The sequence below is a fragment of the Microbacterium sp. Marseille-Q6648 genome (genome assembly GCF_943181415.1).
Taxonomy (GTDB): Bacteria; Actinomycetota; Actinomycetes; order Actinomycetales; family Microbacteriaceae; genus Microbacterium.
Map to the genome: position 1 here is coordinate 779,094 of NZ_CALPBZ010000001.1, position 22,025 is coordinate 801,118.

Here is a 22,025-nt window from a genome sequence, read left to right on the forward strand (position 1 = left end):
GTGCGTCGTGTTCGGTCTCACTGCGGCTTCGGCGCCAGTCGGTCGGCGACCAGAGGCGGTGCCGGCGGCGCGTCCTCCTCGACGCCCGAGCGGTCCATCCGGTCGGCCGTGTGCGGGCTCACCGGCTGTCCGGCGTCGGTCGAGCGGTCGGCGTAGCGCTCGGCCATGCCTTCGTACCGCGCCTCCGCGGCGCGGATGGCCCGTTCGATCTGCACGGCAGCCGGGACGGTTCCCTGCTCGACATCGCTGACGACCTCGGCTCGAGGCGTCTGGCATCCGGCGAGGCCGAATGCGGCCCCGGCCAGGATGGTCGCGGTGACGATCGAGACCAGGCGGCCCCGATTTCCGCGTGCGGTAGTGCTCATCGTCTTGCTCCTTCGGGTAGTGCCGGACCCCATTCCGGCTACACGAACAAAGAGCGCGAACGGCCCGCGGTGATACGCGCGGAACGAAGCCGGGCGGCAGGCGCGGGCACGGGAAAGCCCCCGTCCCCTGGGTGCGGGGGACGGGGGCCGGTGAAGCCGAGCTGGTGTGCTGGCTGGCCTTCGGGCTAGCGCGCGGCGCTGCCCTCGGTGTAGTCGGCGTCCTGCTGCTTCCACGCGAACAGCGCGCGCAGGTCACGGCCGACCTCCTCGATCGGGTGCCGGGCCGCCTTGGCGCGCAGCTCCTGGAACTCGGCGCCGCCGTTGTCCTGGTCGTCGATGAAGCGCTTGGCGAAGGCGCCGGACTGGATGTCGGCGAGCACCGCCTGCATGTTCTCCTTGACGTGCGCGTCGATGACGCGAGGACCCGAGACGTAGTCGCCGTACTCGGCGGTGTCCGACACCGACCAGCGCTGCTTGGCGATGCCGCCCTCCCACATGAGGTCGACGATGAGCTTGAGCTCGTGGAGGACCTCGAAGTAGGCGATCTGCGGCTGGTAGCCGGCCTCGGTGAGGGTCTCGAAGCCGTACTGGATCAGCTGCGACACGCCGCCGCAGAGGACGGCCTGCTCGCCGAACAGGTCGGTCTCGGTCTCTTCCGTGAACGTCGTCTTGATGACGCCGGCACGGGTGCCGCCGATGGCCTTGGCGTACGACTTCGCCAGGTCCCACGCCGAACCCGACGCGTCCTGCTCGACGGCGATGATGTCGGGGATGCCGCGACCGGCGACGTACTCGCGCCGCACCGTGTGGCCGGGGGCCTTCGGCGCGACGAGGATGACGTCCACGCCCTCGGGCGCCTGGATGTAGCCGAAGCGGATGTTGAAGCCGTGCGCGAAGGCGAGGGTCTTGCCCGAGGTCAGCTTGTCCTTGATGGAGTCGTTGTAGATTCCGCGCTGGTGCTGGTCCGGCGCGAGGATCATGATGACGTCGGCCCACTCGGCGGCGTCGGCGACGCTCTTGACCTCGAAGCCCTCCTCCTCGGCCTTCGCGGTCGAGTTCGAGCCGTCCTTCAGCGCGATGACGACCTGCACGCCCGAGTCGCGCAGGTTCTGGGCGTGGGCGTGGCCCTGCGAGCCGTAGCCGACGATCGCGACCTTCTTGCCCTGAATGAGCGAAAGGTCGGCGTCGTCGTCGTAGAAGATCTCAGCCATCTTCGTGTTTCTCCTTGATTGGTTCGGTCTGTGGGCGGGCGAAACGAGGCGGATCGCCCGCGGGATGGGTCAGCCGCGCAGGACGCGCTCGGTGATGCTCTTGCCGCCGCGGCCGATCGCCAGCAGCCCCGACTGCGCGAGCTCCTTGATGCCGAAGGGCTCGATGGCGCGCAGGAAGGCCTCGACCTTGCCCTTGTCGCCGGTCACCTCGACGACGAGGGCGTCGGGGGCGTAGTCGACGACCGAGGCGCGGAACAGGTTCACCACCTCGAGCACGTTCGAACGACTGGCATTGTCGGCGCGCACCTTCACGAGCATGTGCTCGCGCTGCACGGACGCCGAGGCGTCCAGCTCCACGATCTTGATGACGTTCACGAGCTTGTTCAGCTGCTTCGTCACCTGCTCGAGCGGCAGCTGGTCGACGTCGACGACGACCGTGATGCGGGACAGACCCGGCACCTCGGTCACGCCCACGGCGAGGGATTCGATGTTGAAGCCGCGCCGGGCGAACAGGCCCGCCACGCGGGTGAGCAGACCCGGCTTGTCCTCGACGAGGAGGCTCAGCACATGACTCGACACGGTCTCAGTCCTCCTGCTCGTCGAACGCCGGCGCGTGATCCCGCGCGTACTGCACGTAGCTGTTGCTGACGCCCTGCGGCACCATGGGCCACACCATCGCATCGGCCGACACGACGAAGTCGATCACCACGGGGCGGTCGTTCGTCTCGAGCGCCGTCCGGATGGCGGCATCCACGTCCTCCTCCTTCTCGACGCGGATCGCGAGGCACCCGTAGGCCTCGGCGAGCTTGACGAAGTCGGGGATGCGGATGGTGTCGTGCCCGGTGTTGAGGTCGGTGTGCGAGTACCGCCCGTCATAGAACAGCGTCTGCCACTGGCGGACCATCCCCAGGGAGGAGTTGTTGATGATCGCGACCTTGATCGGGATCTTGTTGATGGCGCACGTGGCGAGCTCCTGATTGGTCATCTGGAAGCATCCGTCGCCGTCGATCGCCCACACGTGGCGGTCGGGCTCGGCGACCTTGGCGCCCATCGCGGCGGGCACCGAGTAGCCCATCGTGCCGGCCCCGCCGGAGTTCAGCCACGCGTTGGGCCGCTCGTACTTGATGAACTGCGCCGCCCACATCTGGTGCTGCCCCACTCCCGAGGCGTAGACGCCCTCGGGGCCGGTCAGCTCGCCGATGCGGCTGATGACGTACTGCGGTGAGAGCAGGCCGTCGCTGGTGGGCGCGTAGCCGAGGGGGAACTCGTCCCGCAGCCCGTCGAGGTACGACCACCACTCCTCGATGTCGGCCTTGGCGCCGTCGAGCGCGCCGCGGTACGCCACATCGAGGTCCACGAGCACGTCGCGGACATCGCCCACGATCGGCACGTCGGCGGTGCGGATCTTGGAGATCTCGGCCGGGTCGATGTCGACGTGCACGACCTGCGCGTTCGGGGCGAACAGCGCCGCCTTGCCGGTGACGCGGTCGTCGAAGCGGGCCCCGAGCGCGACGATGAGGTCGGACTCCTGCAGCGCGAGGACGGCCGGGACGGTGCCGTGCATGCCCGGCATGCCCAGGTGCTGCGTGTGGGAGTCGGGGAACGCGCCGCGCGCCATGAGCGTCGTCACCACCGGCGCACCGGTCGTCTCGGCGAGGGTCAGCAGCTCGGCCGACGCGTGTGCGCGGATCACTCCGCCGCCCACGTACAGCACCGGCTTCTTGGCCTCGGCGAGCAGCTGCGCCGCGGCGAGGATCTGCTTGCCGTGCGCCTTGGTCACCGGACGATAGCCGGGCAGGTCGACCTTCGGCGGCCAGATGAACGGGGCCTCGGCCTGCTGTGCGTCCTTGGTGATGTCCACGAGCACGGGGCCCGGCCGGCCGGTCGAGGCCACCTCGAACGCCGCCTTGATGGCGCCCGGGATGTCTTCGGGCGTCTTCACCAGGAACGAGTGCTTCGTGATCGGCATCGTGATGCCGACGATGTCGGCCTCCTGGAAGGCGTCGGTCCCCATGAGGTTCGAGAACACCTGTCCGGTGATGCAGACGATGGGCACGGAGTCCATGTACGCGTCGGCGATCGCCGTCACCAGGTTCGTCGCGCCCGGTCCCGAGGTCGCGATCGCGACGCCCGTCTTGCCGGATGCCGCGGCGTAGCCCTCGGCGGCGTGCCCGGCGCCCTGCTCGTGGCGGACGAGGATGTGACGGATCTCGGACGTGTCCATGAGCGGGTCGTAGACCGGCAGGATCGCGCCGCCGGGAAGACCGAAGACGTCGGTCACCCCGAGCAGTTCGAGGGAGCGGACGACCGCCTGGGCGCCCGTGAGCACGGGCGCGGCAGCGGTGCGGGGAGCGGGCGGCCGGGGAACGGCCGTGGCGGATTCGGCGGGCATGGGATCGATCCTCTGTGACTCGGAGGGGCTGTGTCGGCAGCCGGTTCAGCCCGTGACGGCGCCCTGGGCTGCAGAGCGCACGAGACGGGAGTACTTGGCAAGGACGCCACGGGTATAGCGCGGGGGAAGGGGCTCCCAGCCGTCGCGGCGGGAACTCAGCTCTGCCTCGTCGACGAGTAGGTCGAGAGAGCGAGCCGCGATATCGACCCGTATCAGATCACCATCGCGCACGAAGGCGATGGGACCTGCGTCCACCGCTTCGGGTGCTATGTGGCCGATGCACAGTCCGGTTGTGCCGCCTGAGAATCGACCGTCCGTCAACAGTAGTACATCTTTTCCGAGGCCCGCGCCCTTGATGGCGGCGGTGATGGCGAGCATCTCCCTCATCCCGGGACCACCCTTGGGGCCCTCGTACCGGATGACGACGACGTCGCCGGCCTGGATCCGACCGGCCTCGAGCGCGTCCATCGCGGCGCGCTCGCGCTCGAACACGCGCGCGGGTCCTTCGAACACCGCGGCGTCGAATCCGGCGGTCTTCACCACGGCGCCCTCGGGGGCGATCGACCCGTGGAGGATCGTGATGCCGCCGGTGGCGTGGATCGGGTCGTCGAAGCGGTGGATGACGTCGCCGTCGACCGGGTCGGGGTTCAGGTCGCGAAGATTCTCGGCGAGGGTCTTGCCGGTGACGGTGAGCGCGTCGCCGTGCAGCAGACCTTCGTCGAGCATGGCCTTCATGATCACCGGGATGCCGCCGTGCTTGTCGACGTCGTTCATCACGTACTTGCCGAACGGCTTCATGTCCGCCACGTGGGGAACCTTGTCGCCGATGCGGTTGAAGTCGTGCAGGTTCAGCTCGATCTCGGCCTCGCGCGCGATCGCCAGCAGGTGGAGCACCACGTTGGTGGAGCCGCCGAGCGCCATCGCCAGGGCGATGGCGTTCTCGAACGCCTCGGGCGTGAGGATGTCGCGCGTGGTGATGCCCTGGCGGAGCAGGTTGATGACCGCCTCGCCGGATCGGTGGGCGAAGTAGTCGCGTCGGCGGTCCGCCGACGGCGGCGCAGCCGACCCGGGAAGACTCAGGCCCAGCGCCTCGGCGACCGAGGCCATGGTGTTCGCGGTGTACATGCCGCCGCAGGCGCCCTCACCCGGGGCGAACGCGCACTCGATGCGCTTGAGATCCTCCTCGCTCATGCGACCGGCGAGGCACGCGCCGACGCCCTCGAACGAGTCGACGATCGTGATCTCCTTCGACGTGCCGTCGCTGAGCTTCACCCAGCCGGGGGCGATGGATCCGGCGTAGAGGAAGACGCTCGACAGGTCGAGGCGGGCCGATGCCATCAGCATCCCGGGGATGGACTTGTCGCAGCCCGCGAGGAGGACCGTGCCGTCGAGCCGTTCTGCCATGACGACCGTCTCGACCGAGTCGGCGATGACCTCCCGCGACACGAGGGAGAAGTGCATCCCCTCGTGCCCCATCGAGATCCCGTCCGAGACCGAGATCGTGCCGAATTGCAGCGGATACCCGCCGCCGGAGTGGACGCCTTCCTTCGCACCCTGCGCCAGTCGGTCGAGGCTCAGGTTGCAGGGCGTGATCTCGTTCCAGCTGGACGCGATGCCGATCTGCGGCTTGTCCCAGTCGTCGTCGCCCATCCCTACGCCGCGGAGCATGCCTCGCGACGTGGTGGCCTCGATGCCGTCGGTGATGACGCGACTGCGCGGTTTGATGTCGATGGAGTTATCCGGCTGGGGCATTCTCGAAGTCTATTCCCGTCGGTGGCCCCGCTCATCCGCGAGCGTCATCAACAGATCGGCGAAGGCGGGGATGTCGGCGACGCGCACCGCGGCAGCCGTTTCGCGATCGCCGACGTGCACTCCGAGATCTCCGGGTCCGAGGCTGCGCAGCGCGTCCTCGTCCGTCACGTCGTCGCCGGCGAAGAGGACGGCGTCGGCCGCGGTGAGCTCTCGCAGCTCGGCGACGGCGGTGTCCTTGCCTTCGTGCCGGAAGGCGTACTCCACGATGTTGTGGCCGGTGCGGCGGCGCCAGTGGGGAGCCTCGGCGGTGACGATGCGATCGGCCGCCGCGTTGGCGGCGGCCGCGGTCGCGGCATCCGCGGTGCGAGTGTGCACGCCGAAGCCGAACGTCTTCGGCTCGATCCACACCCCCGCCATGCCGGTCGTCGCCTCCTCCGCGCGTGTGCGCAGGCGGTCGCGCAGGGCCAGGTGCTCGGCGTCGTCGGCCACCTCGACGGGACCGCTGCCGGGCACCCACACCTCGGCGCCGTGGGATCCGGCGAGATAGACGGCGGAGTCGTCGTGGTGCTCGGCGATCTCGCGCAGGTCGTGCAGGCTCCGGCCCGACACGAGCGCGACCACGGTGCCGGGGGCCTTGGTGAGCGCCTCGACCGCGGCGCGTGCGGCGGGCAGCATCCGCGCCTGCATCGGCTCGTCCTCGAGGGGCGACAGGGTGCCGTCGAAATCGAGGGCGACGAGCAGACGCGGCGCGCGCGCGACCGCGCCGAGCGCGGCCGCCGTCTCGGGGCTCACGCCGACACCTGCGCACGCTTGGAACGCCGGGCGACCTCGAGCGCGTCGAGGAAGGACTGCGACCACTTGGCCACGTCGTTCTCGAGCACCTTGCGGCGCAGCGCCCGCATGCGGCGTCCCTGCTCGGCGGTGGGCATCTCGATCGCCCGGACGATGGCGTCCTTCATGCCCCCGATGTCGTGGGGGTTGATGCGCACCGCACTCGCGAGCTCGTCGGCCGCGCCGGCGAACTCGCTGAGCACGAGCACCCCGCGGTTGTCGCTGCGCGCCGCCACGTACTCCTTGGCGACGAGGTTCATGCCGTCGCGGAGGGCCGTGACGAGCATGACGTCCGCGGCGAGGTAGAGCGCCACCATCTCTTCACGTGGGTAGGACTGGTGAAGGTAGCGGATGGCGGTGTGGTCCATCGTGTCGAACTCGCCGTTGATGCGGCCCACCGACAGCTCGATCTCGTCCCGGAGCGTCACGTACGACTCGACGCGCTCACGACTGGGGCTGGCCACCTGGACGAGGGTCACGTCGCCGACGTTGATGCGGCCGTCCTCGAGCAGTTCGCCGAACGCCTTGATCCGGTGACGGATGCCCTTGGTGTAGTCCAGGCGGTCCACCCCGAGCAGGATCTTCTTCGGGTTGCCCAGGCTCTCGCGGATCTCGGCGGCGCGCGCCTGGATGTCGGGGCGCCGCGCGAGCTCCACATAGCTCTCGGCATCGATCGAGATGGGGAAGGCCTTCGCCAGGGCCGACCGGCTCGTGCCGTCGGCCTGCGGCACCGTGATGCCGGTGGCCTTGGTGTTGTAGTGGTGGACCCGTCGCACCGCGCGGGCGAAGTTGCCGGCATCCGCGACACGCTGGAATCCGATGACGTCGGCACCGAGCAGCCCGTCGAGCACCTGACGACGCCACGGAAGCTGCGAGTACAGACCGTATGCAGGGAAGGGAATGTGGTGGAAGTACCCGATGGTGAGGTCGGGGCGCAGGTCGCGCAGCATCTGCGGCACCAGCTGCAGCTGGTAGTCCTGCACCCACACCGTTCCGCCGTCGGCGGCGGCGTCGGCTGCGGCTTCGGCGAAGCGCCGGTTGACCCGCACATAGCTCTCCCACCACACGCGGCGGTAGCGGGGGGCGGCGATCACGTCGTGGTACAGGGGCCAGATGGTGTCGTTGGAGAAGCCCTCGTAGTAGTTCTCGACCTCCTCCGCGCTGAGCCGGATGGGGACGAGGTGCGTGCCCTCGAACTCGAAGGGCTCGACGTCGAGGTCGGCGCGCCCCGCCCAGCCGACCCACGCGCCCTCGGTGTCGCGCATCACCGGCTCGAGCGCGGTCACGAGTCCGCCCGGCGATCGTCGCCAGCCGTCCTCTCCTGATGCGTGCGTCACGTGGTCGACGGGCAGTCGATTGGCGACGACGACGAAATCTGCCTGGGTCACGAGGCCTCCCGGTTCCGTGGTCTTTGTCAGGCTAACAGCGGCGCTGTCAAGGCCTCGGCGGTTGACAACCGCGTGCGGGTAGCGTTGTCGGCATGCGCACCTACCTCTTCCGCACCGGTCTGTTCAGCGCGATCACGAGCGGGGCCACACTCGTCCGGGGCCTGAAAACCGGCGAGTTCACCTGGCGCACGGCTCTGGCGTGGCTGAGCTGGGGCATCACCCTCGCCCTCGCGATCGGCGCGATCATCGACGCCCGCCGCGCCGCCCGCGGTGAGGCGATGCCCGGCGACTCGGCCGCTCACGGCCGCGAGGCCGAGCTGGCCAAGAAGCGCATCAAGCGCAAGCACTGAGGCCCGCCGGCGACGCGACCTCAGCCGCGCACGGCCGCGGGGTCGACGGCGAGGATGCGATCATCGCCGTCCCCTGGGTCGCCGCGGCCGTCGGTGTTTCCGGTGAGGATCCACAGCGCGCCGTCGGGCGCGCGGGTGACAGCCCGGAGCCGCCCGAACTCGCCCTCGAAGTAGTCGGTCGCCTCATCCGGCTGTGCCGTGGGGACGGCGCGCAGGACGCGGCCGCGCAGGTTGGCGAGGTAGAGGGTGTCGCCGATGATCGCGATCCCCGACGGGCTGGCGCGGTCGGTCGGCCACTCCTGCACCGGGTCGACGAAGCGGTCCCCTCCCCCGGAGCCCTCCACCTCGGGCCATCCGTAGTTGCCGCCCGCGACGATCACGTTCAGCTCGTCGAGCCGGTTCTGCCCGAACTCGCTGGCGAACATCTCGCCCTCGTCCGTCCAGGCGATCCCCTGCACATTCCGATGGCCGAGGCTGTAGACCGGCGAACCGTCGAACGGGTTGTCCTCCGGAACACCCCCGTCGGCGGTCACCCGCAGGATCTTGCCGGCCAGCGAGCTGGGATCCTGTGCTGCGGTGGGGTCGCCGGCGTCACCGGTCGTGACGAAGAGCATGCCGTCGGGGCCGAAGGCGATGCGGCCGCCGTTGTGGGTGGATGATCGCGGGATGCCGTCGATCACGGTGTCCGGATCGCCGAGGGAGAGCTCGCCCGCCTCGTCGAGGAGCGCGAACCGCTGGACGCGGTTGCCCTCGTCGGCAGTCGAGTAGACGAAGAGCGCGCTGTCGCCGGGTGCCGTCGCGATCCCCAGCAGCCCACCCTCTCCCCCGTGGCGGACCCCGGCGACGGCGCCCAGCTCGCGGACCTCGCCGTCGGCAGTGATCTCGAGGATGCGCGCGGAGTCCCGCTCCGACACGAGCGCGGATCCGCCGGCGAAGGCGATCGACCACGGGGCCGCAAGACCGGTTACGACATCCGTCGGGGTCGCCGGCGGCGGCGGGCGCGTCGGGGAGGCGCTCCCCTCCTCGGCTGCCGGCGGCGCCACCGCGGAAGGCGTCGAGTCGACGGGGCCGCCCGGCGTGCAGCCGGTCGAGACCGCACCCGCGCACGCCGTCAGGAGGACCGCTGCGATCATCGACCGCCGCGGTCGGCGCCTCCTGTTCCGCATGCTTCGGGATCCGTCAGCGCGTCAGGATGAGCGCATCTCCCTGGCCCCCGCCGCCACACAGGGCCACGGCCGCCGTGCCGCCCCCGCGACGCACCAGCTCGTGGACCGCGTGCACCACCAGCCGGTTGCCCGAAGCGCCGATCGGATGCCCGATCGCGATGCCACCGCCGTGGGGATTGACCACGTCGTCCGACAGCTCCAGCTCCATCTGGGATCGCGCCACCACGGCGCCGAAGGCCTCGTTGATCTCGACGAGGTCCAGGGCGGCAGGAGTGATCCCCTGCCGCGCGCAGGCCTTCTCGATCGCCCGTGCGGGTTGCGCGTGGAGCGAGTTGTCAGGACCCGCCACCTGACCGGCGGCGCCCACCACGGCCAGCACCTGCCAGCCCTTCTCGTCCGCGTGGGAGCGCGTGGTGAGGACCACCGCCGAGGCGCCGTCCGAGATCTGCGACGAGTTGCCGGCCGTGATGGAGCCGTCCTTCGCGAACGCGGGCCGGAGACCGGCCAGGGATTCGACGGTGGTGTCGGGGCGGACGCCCTCGTCCTTCGAGACGATGGACGGATCGCCCTTGCGCTGCGGAATCGTCACCGCGACGATCTCGGCGTCGAAGAGCCCTGCTTCCTGCGCCGCGGCGGCGCGCTGGTGCGAACGGGCGGCGACGGCATCCTGCATCTCGCGGGTGATCTGCAGGCGGCCGTTGTGGCGCTCGGTCGATGCGCCCATGCTCTCGGCGTCGTAGGCGTCCGTGAGTCCGTCGTAGGCCATGTGGTCGAGCACCTCGACCGACCCGTAGGTCCAGCCGTCACGAGAGCCCATGAGCAGATGCGGGGCGCGTGTCATGGACTCCATGCCCGCCGCCACCACCACCGTCGCGTCGCCGAGGCGAAGCATCCGTGCCCCGTCGATGATCGCGGTGAGCCCCGAGAGGCACACCTTGTTCACCGAGGACGCGTGGACGTTCCAGCCGATCCCCGCTCCGATGGCGGCCTGCCGCGCCGGGTTCTGACCTGCACCGGCGGCGAGCACCTGGCCCACCAGTACGGCGTCGACGGCGTCGGCCGGGATGCCCCCGCGCTCGAGCGCGCCGGCGATCGCGGCGCTTCCGAGCTGCACGGCGGTGAGTGCGGCGAGCTGGCCCTTCAGTCGCCCCTGCGGCGTGCGCGCGGCGGCGACGATGACGACATCGTCGTGGTTCATGACACCACCCTAAGCTCGTCGGCGACGCGCAGCTCCGGCTCGGTCGCGTCGATCACCTCGTCCACCGTGACCCCCTCGGCGACCTCGACGAGCACGAGTCCCGACGCGGTGACGTCGATCACCGCGAGATCGGTGATGATGCGGTCGACGACACCGCGGCCGGTGAGCGGCAGCGAGCACGCGTTCACGATCTTGGGCGAGCCGTCCTTGGCGACGTGCTCCATCAGGACGATCACCTTCGCGGCGCCGTGGACGAGGTCCATCGCCCCGCCCGGTCCCTTCACCATCTTCCCGGGGATCATCCAGTTGGCCAGGTCGCCGCCTGCCGAGACCTGCATGGCGCCGAGGATCGCCGCGTCGATCTTGCCGCCGCGGATCATGCCGAAGCTGGTCGCCGAGTCGAAGAACGATGCCCCGCGAAGGGTCGTGACGGTCTCTTTGCCGGCGTTGATGAGGTCGGGGTCGACGGCGTCCTCGGTGGGATAGGGGCCCACCCCCAGGATGCCGTTCTCCGACTGCAGGACCACGGTCACCCCGTCGGGGACGTGATTGGGCACGAGGGTCGGCAGACCGATCCCGAGATTGACGTAGGCGCCGTCGGCGAGCTCGCGGGCGGCGCGCGCCGCCATCTGCGTGCGGGTGAGGGCCATGTCAGGCTCCTTCCGGGGTGGTCGGGGTCGAGACCGTACGCCGTTCGACGCGCTTCTCGATGTCGGTTCCCACCTCGACGATGCGGTGCACGTAGATGCCCGGAAGGTGGATGCTGTCAGGGTCGAGTTCGCCGGGTTCGACCAGCTCCTCGACCTGGGCGATGCAGACCCGCCCGGCCATCGCCGCGAGGGGGTTGAAGTTGCGGGCGGCCTTGTTGAAGACCAGGTTGCCGTGCCGATCGCCGCGGAGGGCATGGACCAGGGCGAAGTCGGTGACGATGGCCTCTTCGAGCACGTACTCGCGCTCCCCCTCGCCGAGGTCGAAGGTGCGCACGTCCTTCGGCGGCGAGGCGACCGCGATCGAGCCGTCCGGGGCGTACCTGCGCGGCAGGCCGCCCTCGGCGACCTGGGTGCCCACGCCGGTCTGCGTGAAGAATGCGGCGATCCCGACCCGCCCGCCCGCAGCTTCGGCGAGCGTGCCCTGCGGTGTGAGTTCCAGTTCGAGCTCGCCCGAGAGGAACTGCCGTTCGAACTCCTTGTTCTCGCCCACGTACGACGACGTCATCTTGCGGATGCGCTGGGCGCGCAGCAGCACGCCCAGGCCCCAGTCGTCGACACCGCAGTTGTTGCTGACGACGCTCAGGCCGCTCGTGCCCTGAGCCAGCAGAGCTTCGATGAGCGCGATGGGGTTGCCCGAGAGGCCGAAGCCGCCCACGGCCAGGCTCGCGCCGTCGGGGATGTCTGCGACGGCTTCAGCCGCCGAGGCCCAGGTCTTGTCGATCACGTGTGCTCCTTCGCTGGCGCCCGCCGAGGACCCGCTCGGCGGGCCGCGCTCCGGTGTGTCCCGGCGCTCACGCCATTCTCACCGCGGGTGACCCGGACCGCACGCGATCGCTTGCCATGTGGCGAAACGCCGGACTAGTGTCCACATCGTGGACAGTCGACCCGCCTCACCGGTACCCGGAACCCAGTCGGTCGCGCGCGCGGCCCGGTTGCTGCGGCTGGTGACCGCCGCGGGCGGCGAGGGCGTCGGCGTCGCCGATCTGGCCACACGTGCGGAGCTCACCCGCCCCACCACCCATCGCCTCCTCGCCGCGCTGCGGGCCGAGGGGCTGGTCGACCAGGACGACGCGACCGGGCGGTGGATGCCGGGGCCGGAGCTCTACCTGATGGGCACCGTCGCGGCATCCCGCTACGACGTGACCGACGTCGCGCGCGACATCGTCCGCTCGCTCGCCGTCCGCACCGAGGAGAGCGCGTTCCTCTCGGTGCGCCGCGGCGACGAGACGGTGTGCCTGCTGCGCGAAGAGGGAAGCTTCCCCATCCGATCCTTCGTGCTCTCGGAGGGGGTGCGGTTCCCGCTCGGAGTGGCGTCGGCGGGCCTGGCGATCCTCGCCTTCCTCCCGCCTCACGATGTGGACAGCTACTTCGCTCGGCACCCCGAGCTGGAGGAGAGGTGGGGTCGCGCGCACGGCGAGCAGCGGCTCCGTGCGCGACTGCGCGAGACCCACGCGCGCGGCTACGCCGTCAATCCCGGACTCATCGTCGAGGGCAGCTGGGGCATGGCCGCCGCCGTCTTCACCCGCGAGGGGCACCCGCAGTGGGCGCTGAGTCTCACCGGGGTGGAGTTCCGCTTCGGTCCCGAGCGGGTGACCGAGCTCGGCCGCACCCTGCTGGCCCACGCGCACCAGCTCACGACGCGCATCGCCGGCGGGCGTTGAGCACCGCGCCGACGGGTCAGACCACCGGCGCGGCGAGCTCCTCGAGCACGACCCGTGCCACCACGTCGGCCCCGGCAGGCGACATCACGATCGTGTAGTGGTTGAACCCATCCACGCGCTCGTGCCGGACACCCGGATAGACGGCCAGCATGCGAGAGAGATGCTGCGGCGCGTACAGACCGGGTGGCTCGTCGCGGAGCCCTCGTGGCACCGTGATCAGGCGGGTCGGATGCCGCATACCCGCCAGCGCGTGGGGAAGCGCCCCTCCGGTGTTCATGTCGAGGGTGTCTTCGGCGGTCGTGCGGTAGCTCGTCGCCGGACGCAGGGCGCCGTCGCCGGCGTCGACGAGGTCGTACGCGAGGTAGCGCTCCAGCTCATCCGACCAGGCCTCGGTGAACGCGGGGTGCGCGCGCCAGAAGGCGAAGTACTGGGCCACGTCGGCGAAACGCATCGAGAGTCGTTCGGCGGTGGGCCCGAGGATGCCCGCGACGAGGGCGTCGGCGTCGAGCCCGACCGGCACGTCCAGCGGCAGGCCGCCGTCGACGAGCACCAGCCGCGCGACGCGCTCGGGATGCCGGTCCGCCACGACGACCGATACGAACGCGCCCATGGAGTGACCGATCACGAGCGTGCGCGAGATGCCCGCGGTATCGAGGACGGCGGCGAGGTCGTCGGCGTGAGCGGCCATGCCCGCGAGGCCCGCCAGTTCGTTGCTGCGCCCGCGTCCGCGAAGATCCGGCGCGACGACTCTGACGCCGGGGAGGCGGTCGACGACGAACGGCCACGCCAGGTGCGACGCCGTCACCCCGTGCACGAGCAGCACGGTCGGCGCGCCCGGTGCGGGGTCGACGGGCTCCCACACCCCGGCGCACATCGTTCCTCCCGGGACGGCCACGTCGATCGTGCGGTAGCGGTGGGCGGCGGTGACGGTCGTCATCGCGCCGTCCACCCGCCGTCCATCGTGTACGAGGCGCCCGTGACCATGCCCGCAGCCTCCGAGACGAGCCACCCGGCGAGAGAGGCGACCTCCTCGGGTTCGACGAGGCGCTTCACGGCCGTCTCCGCGAGCATGATCTTCTCGACCACCTCCCCCTCGGGGATCCCGTGGATGCGCGCCTGATCGGCGATCTGCTTCTCGACGAGCGGCGTGCGCACGTACGCCGGGTTGATGCAGTTACTCGTCACGCCGTGCGCACCCCCCTCGAGCGCCGTCACCTTCGACAGCCCCTCGAGCCCGTGCTTGGCCGACACGTACGCCGACTTGAACGGCGAGGCGCGCAGTCCGTGCGCGCTCGAGATGTTGATGATCCTCCCCCACCCGCGCTCGTACATCTTCGGCAGTGCCGCGCGCACGAGCAGAAACGGGGACTCGAGCATGAGCCGCAGCAGCAGCCGGAACGTGTCGGGGTCGAACTCCTCGATCGGACTGACCCGCTGGATCCCGGCGTTGTTGACGAGGATGTCGATGTCGAGCACGAGGTCATCCAGCGCTCGGGTGTCGGACAGGTCCGTCACCCATGCCTCGCCCCCCACCTCGTCGGCGGCGGAGCGCGCGGCATCCTCCTGCATGTCGGCGATGATGACGTGCGCACCGCGTCGGGCGAGCTCCCGGGCACACGCGAGGCCGATCCCGCCGGCGCCGCCGCTGACGAGCGCGCGGCGTCCGGCGAGGTCGGGAGGAACGTCTGTCATCGCCGCAATCTATGAACCGGCGGCCGTCCCGTCAAGCGCCCACCACATGACCGCCCAGACGGCAACCCCCCGCGCTACCGCGCGGCGTCGGTTAGCGTCCCCGGTATGAAGAGCACAGACATCGCCTGGAACGAGCAGGCTCGCGCCAAGATCCTCGATGACGCCGACCGCGTGCTGCGCGAAGCCGTGGTCGATATCGCCCGCACGTCGCCGGACATCAGCTCGGACGACGCCTACAAGGAACTCAACGCACGTCTCAAGGACCAGTTCATCGACTGGGAGCCGGGGCCGGATCTGCGGACCTACGCCGACGCCATCGCGGCCGGCGAGGTCGAATTCGAGTGATGGTGCACCCCCTGGGACTTGAACCCAGAACCCACTGATTAAGAGTCAGTTGCTCTGCCGATTGAGCTAGAGGTGCGAGATTCGCAACGGGGCGAACCGAGGGTCAACATTACCATCACGATTGCGACACCGGAAATCGAGGCCATGCCGCGCCGGTTATCCTTGATGCCGTGACCCCTCCCTCCCCCGCCACGGCTTTCGACGCGCCGTTCGACGGGGATCTCCAGGCAGATCTCGCCCTGGCTCTCCGGCTCGCCGACGCCGCCGACGCGGCATCCATGGCTCGCTTCGACGCAGCCGACCTCGACGTGCAGACGAAGGCGGACGACACCTTCGTGACCGAGGCCGATCTCGCCACGGAGCGCGCGATCCGGTCGCTGATCACCGACGAGCGACCGGACGACGGGGTCTTCGGCGAGGAGTTCGGCGCCTCGGGCGATACCGCACGGCAATGGATCATCGACCCGATCGACGGAACGTCGAACTACCTCAAGGGCATCCCGATGTGGGCGACGCTCATCGCCCTCTCGATCGACGGCATCCCCCGGGTGGGGGTCGTCAGCCAGCCGGCCATCGGACGACGCTGGTGGGCAGCCACCGGGCTCGGCGCATGGACGAACACGTCGGATGCCGCTGCGCGACGACTCGCCGTGTCGGCCGTGGACGACGTCGCTCGGGCGAGCGTCAGCTTCCAGAGCATCGCGCAATGGGATGAGGCCGGCCGCACCGACGCGCTGCTGCGTCTTTCGCGCGCGGTGTGGCGCGACCGCGGGTACGGCGACGCGTGGCCCTACATGCTGCTCGCGGAGGGACGGCTCGAGCTCGTCGCCGAGTTCGACGTGAAGGAGTACGACATCGCCGCGCACGTCCCCATCGTGCGCGAGGCCGGCGGCCGGTTCACGTCGTTCGACGGCGACGACACCCTGTCGGCTCGCTCCTCCCTCGCCACCAACGGGCTGCTGCACGACCGATTCCACGACCTCCTCCATGCCACCGACTGACCCCGCTCGGAGCCTCTCGATGACTCATCCCCACCGCCGTCTCGGTGCCGCCCTCGCGCTCACCGCCGCGGCTCTGCTCTTCGCCGCCTGCGCTTCGCCGCAGGACCCGGCCACCGCCGGCGAAGAGACGGCGACGCCGGTGCCCGTGGACACCCCCGCTGCCACGCCCTCGGGCGATCCCGACGTCGAGCCGGGCGCCGATCCCACGTGCGAGACGCTCATCCCCGCCGACATGGTCGCGGAGTTCGAGGAGATCGGGTGGACCGCCCAGGCCCAGCCGTTCTGGGTGGGCGAGGTCCAGCTCACCGAAGGTCTCATGTGCGTGTGGGCCGACTTCGACGGACCCGCCGGAGACCACCTGCAGATCTTCGGATGGTCCGAGATCTCCGACGAGGACGCGGCGGCGGCCCAAGAGCAGCTCGAGGCACAGGGCTGGATCCGCGAAGAGGCCGAGGACGGCGTCTACGTCACCGAGAACCCCGACACCACGATCGCCACCGATGACGAGGGCTACGGACTGACCTACCTGTTCACGGACGGCACGGTCACCCACGCCGACACGAAGCAGGGTCTCGTCCTCATCGAGTGGCCTCGCACCTGACCCTGCACCTGAACCTGCCCTCGCACGCCTTGCCACATCGTGCGCGCTCCGCGCAACCCCCACGCGTGGTCGGCATAGGCCGGGTTCACTGAGATCTCGCTGACGCGGGTGCACCGCGCACCCGCCACCGGAGGTCACGATGAGCCGAGACACGCGCAACCGCCCGAAGGGCGATGCCGACCATGCCCCCGCCGCGGAGCACCCCGACAAGCCGGACTCCCCCGGCCAGATCGAAGGTCGCTCCTGGAAGTACGTGGTCCGCAAGACCGTGCGTGAGTTCTCGGATGATCAGTGCACCGACATCGCCGCGGCCCTGACCTACTACGGCGTGCTGTCGTTCTTCCCCGGCCTCATCGCCGTGTTCTCGCTCCTCGGTGTTCTCGGACAGGGCGACGACGCGGCGGACACGCTCCTGGGCATCGTGCAGTCGGTGGCGCCGGGAGACACGGCAGAGGCTCTCCGCGGGCCCATCGAGCAGGTCGCGGGCTCCCCCGCCGCCGGTTTTGCACTCATCACCGGAATCGTGCTCGCGATCTGGTCTGCGTCGGGCTATGTCGGCGCCTTCAGTCGCGCGATGAACAGGATCTACGAGATCGACGAAGGCCGGCCGTTCTGGAAGCTCAAGCCGCTGCAGCTGGGCGTCACCGTCATCACCGTGGTCCTGGTCACCCTGGCGATGGTGATCCTCGTGGTGACCGGACCGGTCGCAGACGCGGTCGGCGCAGCGCTCGGCCTCGGCTCGGCGGTGACTGCGGTGTGGAGCATCGTCAAGTGGCCGGTGCTGGCGGTGATCGTCGTCGTCGCACTCGCGATCCTCTACTACGCGACGCCGAACGCCCGCCAGCCGAAGTTCCGCTGGATCACGCTGGGCGCGCTGCTGGCGATCCTCGTGCTGGCCATCGCCACCGCACTCTTCGCCGTCTACATCATCAACTTCTCGAACTACGACCGCACCTACGGGTCGCTCGCCGGCGTCATCGTCTTCCTGCTCTGGCTGTGGATCGCGAACATCGCCCTCCTCTTCGGCGCGGAGTTCGACGCCGAGCTCGAGCGCGGCCGACAGCTTCAGGCGGGCATCGCCGCGGAGCGGGACATCCAGCTCCCTCCCCGTGACACGCGTCGCAGCGACAAGGCCGCGGAGAAGGAGCGCGCCGACATCATCGAGGGAAGGCGCATCCGCCAGCAGCACGAAACCCCCTCGGCGCCCGACAACAAGTGATCAGCCGCCCCGGGGACGAGCGGCACCTCCCTCGGCGAGATAGGCCAGACGACGGAGGGTCTCTTCGTTGCGCCAATGCAGCATGAGATCCATCAGCGGACGAGGCACCCACCGCCCCGGGCCGCGCACGGGGACCTCCTCCAGGCGGACGACGCAATCACCTCCCCGAGCGGTGACGGCGAGCGTCACCCGGGCCTCGCCCATCGGCCATCCCCGCGCACGCATCACCATCCGCCGGGGTGGGTCGAGCTCCTCGGCGATGGTCCTGTCGTCGATGAGCATCGGCCACACGCCGAACGAGTGGTGCAGTTCGGACCGCTCCGCGGGCCAGGCGGCGTCCACCCGGCGCATCCGGGATGCCCCGACGACCCAGCTCGGGTACAGCCAGCCGTCGGCCAAGACCTCGAACACCCTCTCGGGGGTGCAGCGCAGCACGCGCGCGTTGCGTGACATCCGCGTCCTCCTGTCGTCACCGGATCGATGGCGCGACGATAGGCCAACCCGCCGGCCCTCGCCGAGGACCTTGCGTGGACGGCGCTCGTATGTTCCGGGACAGGCGAGGCACCGGCGGTACACCGCGACGCCGGCGCACGCAACCCGGTTCGACCACGGCCGCGGGCACCGTAGCCTCGTACCCCGTCCCCGATCTCAGAGGAGCACTCATGAACAGCTCACCCGTCCCGTCGCTCAACCCTGACGAAGAAGGCAACCCCGCGAGCGACCTGAAGACCGACGTCATCAAGGACGTCGAGCGGGAGCACACCATCACCGGCGATGTCGTCGGACCCAGGAGCGACGAGATCCCCGACGAGAAGTCCGACCGGGCGTAACCGCCCGCATCGCCCTCGACGGTGAATACGCCGTCAGAATCAGAGGGTGAGCCTTCCGCGACTGACCCGCCCGCCGCGCTTCGCAGAGTTCGCGGCGGCGGGGGCCGGGGATCGTCCGCTGAACAGCCGGCAGCGTCGTGCTCGATTCCGTGAGATCTTCGGCATCGCGCGCCGGCACGGCCTGTTGCCGTTCGGCCGACTGGACTTCAGCCGCGACCCGGCGACGAGCGCGATGCGCCGCCGACAGGCGAAGGGCCTGCGCTCGGCACTCGAGACCGCAGGCGGCGGATTCATCAAGGCGGGTCAGCTCCTCTCCACGAGAGACGACCTCCTGCCGCCCGAGTGGGTCGCCGAGCTCTCACATCTGCAGAAGAGCGTCGCACCGGCGGACCCGGACGAGGTCGCCGCCCTCTTGGCTGCCGAGTGGGGTCCGCGCCGCGAACTGCTGAGCGCCTTCGACGACGAACCGGCCGCAGCGGCATCCATCGCCCAAGTGCACCGCGGGCGACTCGCGGACGGCCGCGAGGTGGCGGTCAAGGTCCAGCGACCGGGGATCGTTCCGCTGCTGGCGTGCGACATCGACATCATGCTGCGCATCGCCAGGTGGCTCACGCTCGGCTCGGCACAGGCCCGGCAGGTGGGGATCGAAGGCGTCGCACGTCAGTACGCCGACGATCTGCGGCGGCAGGCCGACTTCGCCAGCGAGGCCGCCAACCTCGCCGCGCTCTCGGCTTCAGCACGACGAGCCGCCGACGAAGTGCTGATCCCCGACCTCGTTCCCGAACTCAGCACCGCGCGTGTGCTCGTGATGGAGTACGTCGAAGGTCCGACGCTCGCCGACCTGGGCGACGACCTCGACGCTCCCGTCGACGACGCGCTTCGGACGGTGCTGTCGTCCTTCCTCCGTCAGATGGTGATCGACGGCGCGTTCCACGCTGATCTGCACCCCGGCAACATCATCCTGACCGGCGACGGACGGCCGGCGCTGATCGATTTCGGGTCGGTCGGTCGGATCGACAGCGAGCTGCGCGACACCGTGCAGGAACTCGCGATCGGATTCCTCACCGGCGATACCCGTCGGCTCGGTGACGCCGCATTGCGGATCATGCCGATCGACGACCCCGATCAGCAGCGGGCGTTCCGCCGCGACCTGGCGCGGTTCGTCACGCACGAGCTCGGTGACGGCTCGCAGGTGACGCTTCAGACCGTCGACCGTGCCTCCGACCTCTTCCTTGCGTACGGCTCCCCGCTGCCGCCCGATCTGCTCGCCGCCGCCCGCGCCTTCGCCATCCTCGAGGGAACCGTGCGCACGAGCGCGAGGCAGTTCGACATCCTCGCGGAATCGCGATCGCTGGCCAACGGGCTGATCATGACCCAGCTCGCGCCGGCGTCCATCGGCCGGATGCTGGGCGACACCGCACTCGGAATGGTGCCGAGGCTGCGGCGATTGCCCAACCTGGTCGATCAGATCGTCGGCGACCTGGCGGCGGGCGACCTCAGCGTGAATGTGCGGCTGCTGGCCGATCCGCGCGACCGCCGGATGCTGACGAGCTTGGTGCGCCGAGCCACGACGTCGGCCATCGGGGGCGTGCTCGCCGCGGCATCCCTCGTCCTTCTCGCACTGCCGCCCATGGACGGCGCGCTCCTGCCCATGCCGGTCGCCGCCGCCGGTCTCGGCGCCGGGGCCGCGGGACTTCTCGGCTGGACCGCGGTGGACGCCGTGCGCGCCCGACGCCGCCGCTGAGCGGGCTCGGGCGCTCGCGCTCGGCAGTCCCGCCGCACGTGCTCGCACAACGGCTGCGGGACGAAGGTCTTATCGCCGTCGCCCGCAACGCGAGCACAGTGGAGACAGGACAGATCCGGCGGAGCGATCGGCGCCCCGCGAGTCGGTCCAGGAAGGGGCCGAGCACGGCGAAGCCGGGGCCCGCGTGCCCCTCATCTTCGCGCTCGTGCTCATCGCGGCCTTCATCCTCGTCAACGCGGCGAGCGGACTGCTGGTGATGCTGTTCGGCTGACCCGGCGCCCGCGGTGGCCATTGACGCAGGCCGATCGCCTTGCGATGCTGGCGCCACACCTTCGGTGCTGGGGAGACGAGGTCGGCGATGACACTTTCTGCGCGCGCGTCCCGAGCCGAGGCGGCGATCGAGTCGGTGACGTCGTTCTTCGCCCGGATGCAGGCGCTCACCGATGTTCCGGATGCCGTCGATCTCACGTTCGGGAATCCGCACGAGATGCCGCTGCCCGGCCTCGCCGCGGCGATGAGCGCACAGCTCACTCCCCGTTCGGTCGACTGGTTCGCGTACACGGGCAGCCGGCGCGGCGCGCAGGAGACGATCGCCCAGGGCCTGCAGAGCGAGCTCGGTCTGCCGTTCGAGCCCGACGACATCGCCATGACCCAGGGGGCGTTCGGGGCGATCTCGCTCGCCCTGGCCCTGCTCACCGACCCCGGCGATGAGGTGGTCGTGCCGGTGCCCGGCTGGTTCTGCTACGAGCCGATGCTGCAGGTGCGCGACCTCACCCCCGTGCGGGCCGCGTTGACTCCGGACTCGTTCGATCTGGACGTCGACGCCATCGCCCGGGCCATCACCGACCGGACCCGCGTCGTCGTCGTCAACTCGCCCGCGAATCCGACCGGGCGCGTGTATCCGAGATCCGCATGGGACGCCCTGGCCGACGTGCTCGAGTCGGCCTCCGCCGCGCATGGTCGACGCATCTGGCTGCTGTCGGATGAGCCGTACCGCCGCATCCGCTTCGACGGCATCGGCTTCACCAGCCCGGCAGGATCGTATCCCTGGACGCTCATCGACTACAGCTACGGCAAGGTCCTGCTCGCGCCGGGCCAGCGGCTGGGGTATCTCGCTCTCTCACCTCTCCTCCCCGCCGACGACAAGGCACCCCTCAGGGCTGCGCTGGTGCCGCTGGGGCTTGCCATCGGCTGGGGCTTCCCCGACGCGATCATGCAATACGCCGTCCCCGACCTCGAATCGCTCTCGCTCGACATGGAGGAGCTCACCCGCAAGCGCGACCGGGCGTACGGAGCTCTGGCCGATGCCGGCTTCACCATCACCCGGCCCGAGGGCACGTTCTATCTGTGGGGCCGGGCTCCCGGCGACGACGCGCGGGCCTTCTGCGATGCGGTCGCGGCCCGCGGGGTCCACATCATGCCCGGAACGCTGTTCGACACCCCGGAGTGCTTCCGGATCTCGCTCACCGCGACCATGCCCATGCTCGATCGCGCGATCCCGGTCCTGATCGACGTCGCTGCAGAGCACGCGGCAGCGCGCTGACGCGTTTCCCGGCACGAGAGCTCTAG

23 protein-coding genes and 1 tRNA gene are annotated in these 22,025 nt (G+C 70.1%); 9 read left to right on the forward strand and 15 right to left on the reverse strand.

Annotation, left to right across the window (positions count from 1 at the left end; genetic code table 11):
- Positions 1 to 17: 17 nt before the first annotated feature.
- From NFR93_RS03730 to otsA, 7 genes are all read right to left on the reverse strand, one after another.
- On the reverse strand, positions 18 to 365 hold the full coding sequence (locus tag NFR93_RS03730) for a hypothetical protein (protein ID WP_251450116.1): 348 nt from the start codon (positions 363 to 365) through the stop codon (positions 18 to 20).
- 185 nt (positions 366 to 550) lie between these two features.
- Positions 551 to 1,630 carry a ketol-acid reductoisomerase gene (gene ilvC, locus NFR93_RS03735; RefSeq protein WP_285814554.1) on the reverse strand — a complete coding sequence of 360 codons (1,080 nt, stop codon included), beginning with the start codon at positions 1,628 to 1,630 and terminating at the stop codon, positions 551 to 553.
- 15 nt (positions 1,631 to 1,645) lie between these two features.
- Positions 1,646 to 2,155, reverse strand: a complete 510-nt coding sequence (gene ilvN / locus NFR93_RS03740; RefSeq protein WP_251450118.1) for an acetolactate synthase small subunit — start codon at positions 2,153 to 2,155, stop codon at positions 1,646 to 1,648.
- 4 nt (positions 2,156 to 2,159) lie between these two features.
- Positions 2,160 to 3,968 (reverse strand): acetolactate synthase large subunit, encoded by a 1,809-nt coding sequence (locus NFR93_RS03745; protein WP_251450119.1) that lies wholly within the window; start codon positions 3,966 to 3,968, stop codon positions 2,160 to 2,162.
- Between the two features lie 45 nt (positions 3,969 to 4,013).
- Positions 4,014 to 5,720 carry a dihydroxy-acid dehydratase gene (ilvD, locus tag NFR93_RS03750; protein WP_251450120.1) on the reverse strand — a complete coding sequence of 569 codons (1,707 nt, stop codon included), beginning with the start codon at positions 5,718 to 5,720 and terminating at the stop codon, positions 4,014 to 4,016.
- 9 nt (positions 5,721 to 5,729) lie between these two features.
- Positions 5,730 to 6,512: a trehalose-phosphatase gene (otsB, locus tag NFR93_RS03755; RefSeq protein ID WP_251450121.1), complete on the reverse strand. Its 783-nt coding sequence runs from the start codon at positions 6,510 to 6,512 to the stop codon at positions 5,730 to 5,732.
- Positions 6,509 to 7,939 (reverse strand): alpha,alpha-trehalose-phosphate synthase (UDP-forming), encoded by a 1,431-nt coding sequence (gene otsA, locus NFR93_RS03760; protein WP_251450123.1) that lies wholly within the window; start codon positions 7,937 to 7,939, stop codon positions 6,509 to 6,511. The genes otsB and otsA overlap by 4 nt, the downstream gene beginning before the upstream one ends.
- 92 nt (positions 7,940 to 8,031) lie before the next feature.
- On the opposite strand from otsA, the gene NFR93_RS03765 reads away from it, so the two are divergent.
- Positions 8,032 to 8,289, forward strand: coding sequence for a hypothetical protein (locus NFR93_RS03765; RefSeq protein WP_251450124.1), 258 nt, complete (start codon positions 8,032 to 8,034; stop codon positions 8,287 to 8,289).
- A gap of 20 nt (positions 8,290 to 8,309) precedes the next feature.
- Here NFR93_RS03765 and NFR93_RS03770 read toward each other — a convergent pair whose 3' ends face one another.
- From NFR93_RS03770 to NFR93_RS03785, 4 genes are read right to left on the reverse strand one after another with little or no spacing between them, the layout of a single operon-like run.
- Positions 8,310 to 9,422 carry a PQQ-dependent sugar dehydrogenase gene (locus tag NFR93_RS03770; protein WP_251450125.1) on the reverse strand — a complete coding sequence of 371 codons (1,113 nt, stop codon included), beginning with the start codon at positions 9,420 to 9,422 and terminating at the stop codon, positions 8,310 to 8,312.
- 46 nt (positions 9,423 to 9,468) lie between these two features.
- On the reverse strand, positions 9,469 to 10,653 hold the full coding sequence (locus NFR93_RS03775) for an acetyl-CoA C-acetyltransferase (RefSeq protein ID WP_251450126.1): 1,185 nt from the start codon (positions 10,651 to 10,653) through the stop codon (positions 9,469 to 9,471).
- Complete coding sequence (locus tag NFR93_RS03780; protein ID WP_251450127.1) at positions 10,650 to 11,303, reverse strand: 3-oxoacid CoA-transferase subunit B; 654 nt, start codon at positions 11,301 to 11,303, stop codon at positions 10,650 to 10,652. The genes NFR93_RS03775 and NFR93_RS03780 overlap by 4 nt, the downstream gene beginning before the upstream one ends.
- 1 nt (position 11,304) lies before the next feature.
- Positions 11,305 to 12,087, reverse strand: a complete 783-nt coding sequence (locus NFR93_RS03785) for a CoA transferase subunit A (RefSeq protein WP_251450128.1) — start codon at positions 12,085 to 12,087, stop codon at positions 11,305 to 11,307.
- 148 nt (positions 12,088 to 12,235) lie between these two features.
- Here NFR93_RS03785 and NFR93_RS03790 point away from each other — a divergent pair, with 148 nt between their 5' ends.
- On the forward strand, positions 12,236 to 13,024 hold the full coding sequence (locus NFR93_RS03790) for an IclR family transcriptional regulator (protein WP_251450129.1): 789 nt from the start codon (positions 12,236 to 12,238) through the stop codon (positions 13,022 to 13,024).
- A gap of 16 nt (positions 13,025 to 13,040) precedes the next feature.
- Here the strand turns inward: NFR93_RS03790 and NFR93_RS03795 are convergent, their stop codons facing one another.
- Positions 13,041 to 13,961 (reverse strand): alpha/beta fold hydrolase, encoded by a 921-nt coding sequence (locus NFR93_RS03795; protein WP_251450131.1) that lies wholly within the window; start codon positions 13,959 to 13,961, stop codon positions 13,041 to 13,043.
- Complete coding sequence (locus NFR93_RS03800) at positions 13,958 to 14,716, reverse strand: 3-hydroxybutyrate dehydrogenase (protein WP_251450133.1); 759 nt, start codon at positions 14,714 to 14,716, stop codon at positions 13,958 to 13,960. Before NFR93_RS03800 ends, NFR93_RS03795 begins: the two co-directional genes overlap by 4 nt.
- Before the next feature lie 105 nt (positions 14,717 to 14,821).
- Between NFR93_RS03800 and NFR93_RS03805 the strand changes: the two genes are divergently transcribed.
- On the forward strand, positions 14,822 to 15,061 hold the full coding sequence (locus NFR93_RS03805; protein WP_251450135.1) for a hypothetical protein: 240 nt from the start codon (positions 14,822 to 14,824) through the stop codon (positions 15,059 to 15,061).
- Here the strand turns inward: NFR93_RS03805 and NFR93_RS03810 are convergent.
- Positions 15,062 to 15,137: transfer RNA gene (locus NFR93_RS03810), tRNA-Lys, on the reverse strand.
- 94 nt (positions 15,138 to 15,231) lie between these two features.
- Between NFR93_RS03810 and NFR93_RS03815 the strand changes: the two genes are divergently transcribed.
- From NFR93_RS03815 to NFR93_RS03825, 3 genes are all read left to right on the forward strand, one after another.
- Positions 15,232 to 16,062 (forward strand): inositol monophosphatase family protein, encoded by an 831-nt coding sequence (locus NFR93_RS03815; protein ID WP_251450137.1) that lies wholly within the window; start codon positions 15,232 to 15,234, stop codon positions 16,060 to 16,062.
- A gap of 19 nt (positions 16,063 to 16,081) precedes the next feature.
- Positions 16,082 to 16,663, forward strand: coding sequence for a hypothetical protein (locus NFR93_RS03820; protein WP_251450138.1), 582 nt, complete (start codon positions 16,082 to 16,084; stop codon positions 16,661 to 16,663).
- A 139-nt stretch (positions 16,664 to 16,802) separates the two neighbouring features.
- Positions 16,803 to 17,882: a YihY/virulence factor BrkB family protein gene (locus NFR93_RS03825; RefSeq protein ID WP_251450140.1), complete on the forward strand. Its 1,080-nt coding sequence runs from the start codon at positions 16,803 to 16,805 to the stop codon at positions 17,880 to 17,882.
- Here the strand turns inward: NFR93_RS03825 and NFR93_RS03830 are convergent, their stop codons facing one another.
- Positions 17,883 to 18,335 (reverse strand): SRPBCC family protein, encoded by a 453-nt coding sequence (locus NFR93_RS03830; protein WP_251450142.1) that lies wholly within the window; start codon positions 18,333 to 18,335, stop codon positions 17,883 to 17,885. It lies immediately after the preceding gene.
- Between the two features lie 209 nt (positions 18,336 to 18,544).
- Here NFR93_RS03830 and NFR93_RS03835 point away from each other — a divergent pair, with 209 nt between their 5' ends.
- From NFR93_RS03835 to NFR93_RS03845, 3 genes are all read left to right on the forward strand, one after another.
- On the forward strand, positions 18,545 to 18,712 hold the full coding sequence (locus NFR93_RS03835; protein WP_251450143.1) for a hypothetical protein: 168 nt from the start codon (positions 18,545 to 18,547) through the stop codon (positions 18,710 to 18,712).
- Between the two features lie 46 nt (positions 18,713 to 18,758).
- Positions 18,759 to 20,456 carry an ABC1 kinase family protein gene (locus NFR93_RS03840; protein WP_251450144.1) on the forward strand — a complete coding sequence of 566 codons (1,698 nt, stop codon included), beginning with the start codon at positions 18,759 to 18,761 and terminating at the stop codon, positions 20,454 to 20,456.
- 358 nt (positions 20,457 to 20,814) lie between these two features.
- On the forward strand, positions 20,815 to 21,999 hold the full coding sequence (locus NFR93_RS03845; protein ID WP_251450145.1) for an aminotransferase class I/II-fold pyridoxal phosphate-dependent enzyme: 1,185 nt from the start codon (positions 20,815 to 20,817) through the stop codon (positions 21,997 to 21,999).
- Positions 22,000 to 22,025 lie beyond the last annotated feature (26 nt).

Coding starts and splice junctions, on each gene's coding strand:
- NFR93_RS03795 (WP_251450131.1), bottom strand. CDS start 13,961: ATGACGACCGTCACCGCCGCCCACCGCTACCGCACGATCGACGTGGCC.
- NFR93_RS03765 (WP_251450124.1), top strand. CDS start 8,032: ATGCGCACCTACCTCTTCCGCACCGGTCTGTTCAGCGCGATCACGAGC.
- NFR93_RS03745 (WP_251450119.1), bottom strand. CDS start 3,968: ATGCCCGCCGAATCCGCCACGGCCGTTCCCCGGCCGCCCGCTCCCCGC.
- NFR93_RS03730 (WP_251450116.1), bottom strand. CDS start 365: ATGAGCACTACCGCACGCGGAAATCGGGGCCGCCTGGTCTCGATCGTC.
- NFR93_RS03825 (WP_251450140.1), top strand. CDS start 16,803: ATGAGCCGAGACACGCGCAACCGCCCGAAGGGCGATGCCGACCATGCC.
- NFR93_RS03820 (WP_251450138.1), top strand. CDS start 16,082: ATGACTCATCCCCACCGCCGTCTCGGTGCCGCCCTCGCGCTCACCGCC.
- NFR93_RS03775 (WP_251450126.1), bottom strand. CDS start 10,653: ATGAACCACGACGATGTCGTCATCGTCGCCGCCGCGCGCACGCCGCAG.
- NFR93_RS03805 (WP_251450135.1), top strand. CDS start 14,822: ATGAAGAGCACAGACATCGCCTGGAACGAGCAGGCTCGCGCCAAGATC.
- ilvD (WP_251450120.1), bottom strand. CDS start 5,720: ATGCCCCAGCCGGATAACTCCATCGACATCAAACCGCGCAGTCGCGTC.
- NFR93_RS03830 (WP_251450142.1), bottom strand. CDS start 18,335: ATGTCACGCAACGCGCGCGTGCTGCGCTGCACCCCCGAGAGGGTGTTC.
- NFR93_RS03835 (WP_251450143.1), top strand. CDS start 18,545: ATGAACAGCTCACCCGTCCCGTCGCTCAACCCTGACGAAGAAGGCAAC.
- NFR93_RS03845 (WP_251450145.1), top strand. CDS start 20,815: ATGACACTTTCTGCGCGCGCGTCCCGAGCCGAGGCGGCGATCGAGTCG.
- NFR93_RS03780 (WP_251450127.1), bottom strand. CDS start 11,303: ATGGCCCTCACCCGCACGCAGATGGCGGCGCGCGCCGCCCGCGAGCTC.
- NFR93_RS03800 (WP_251450133.1), bottom strand. CDS start 14,716: ATGACAGACGTTCCTCCCGACCTCGCCGGACGCCGCGCGCTCGTCAGC.
- NFR93_RS03770 (WP_251450125.1), bottom strand. CDS start 9,422: ATGATCGCAGCGGTCCTCCTGACGGCGTGCGCGGGTGCGGTCTCGACC.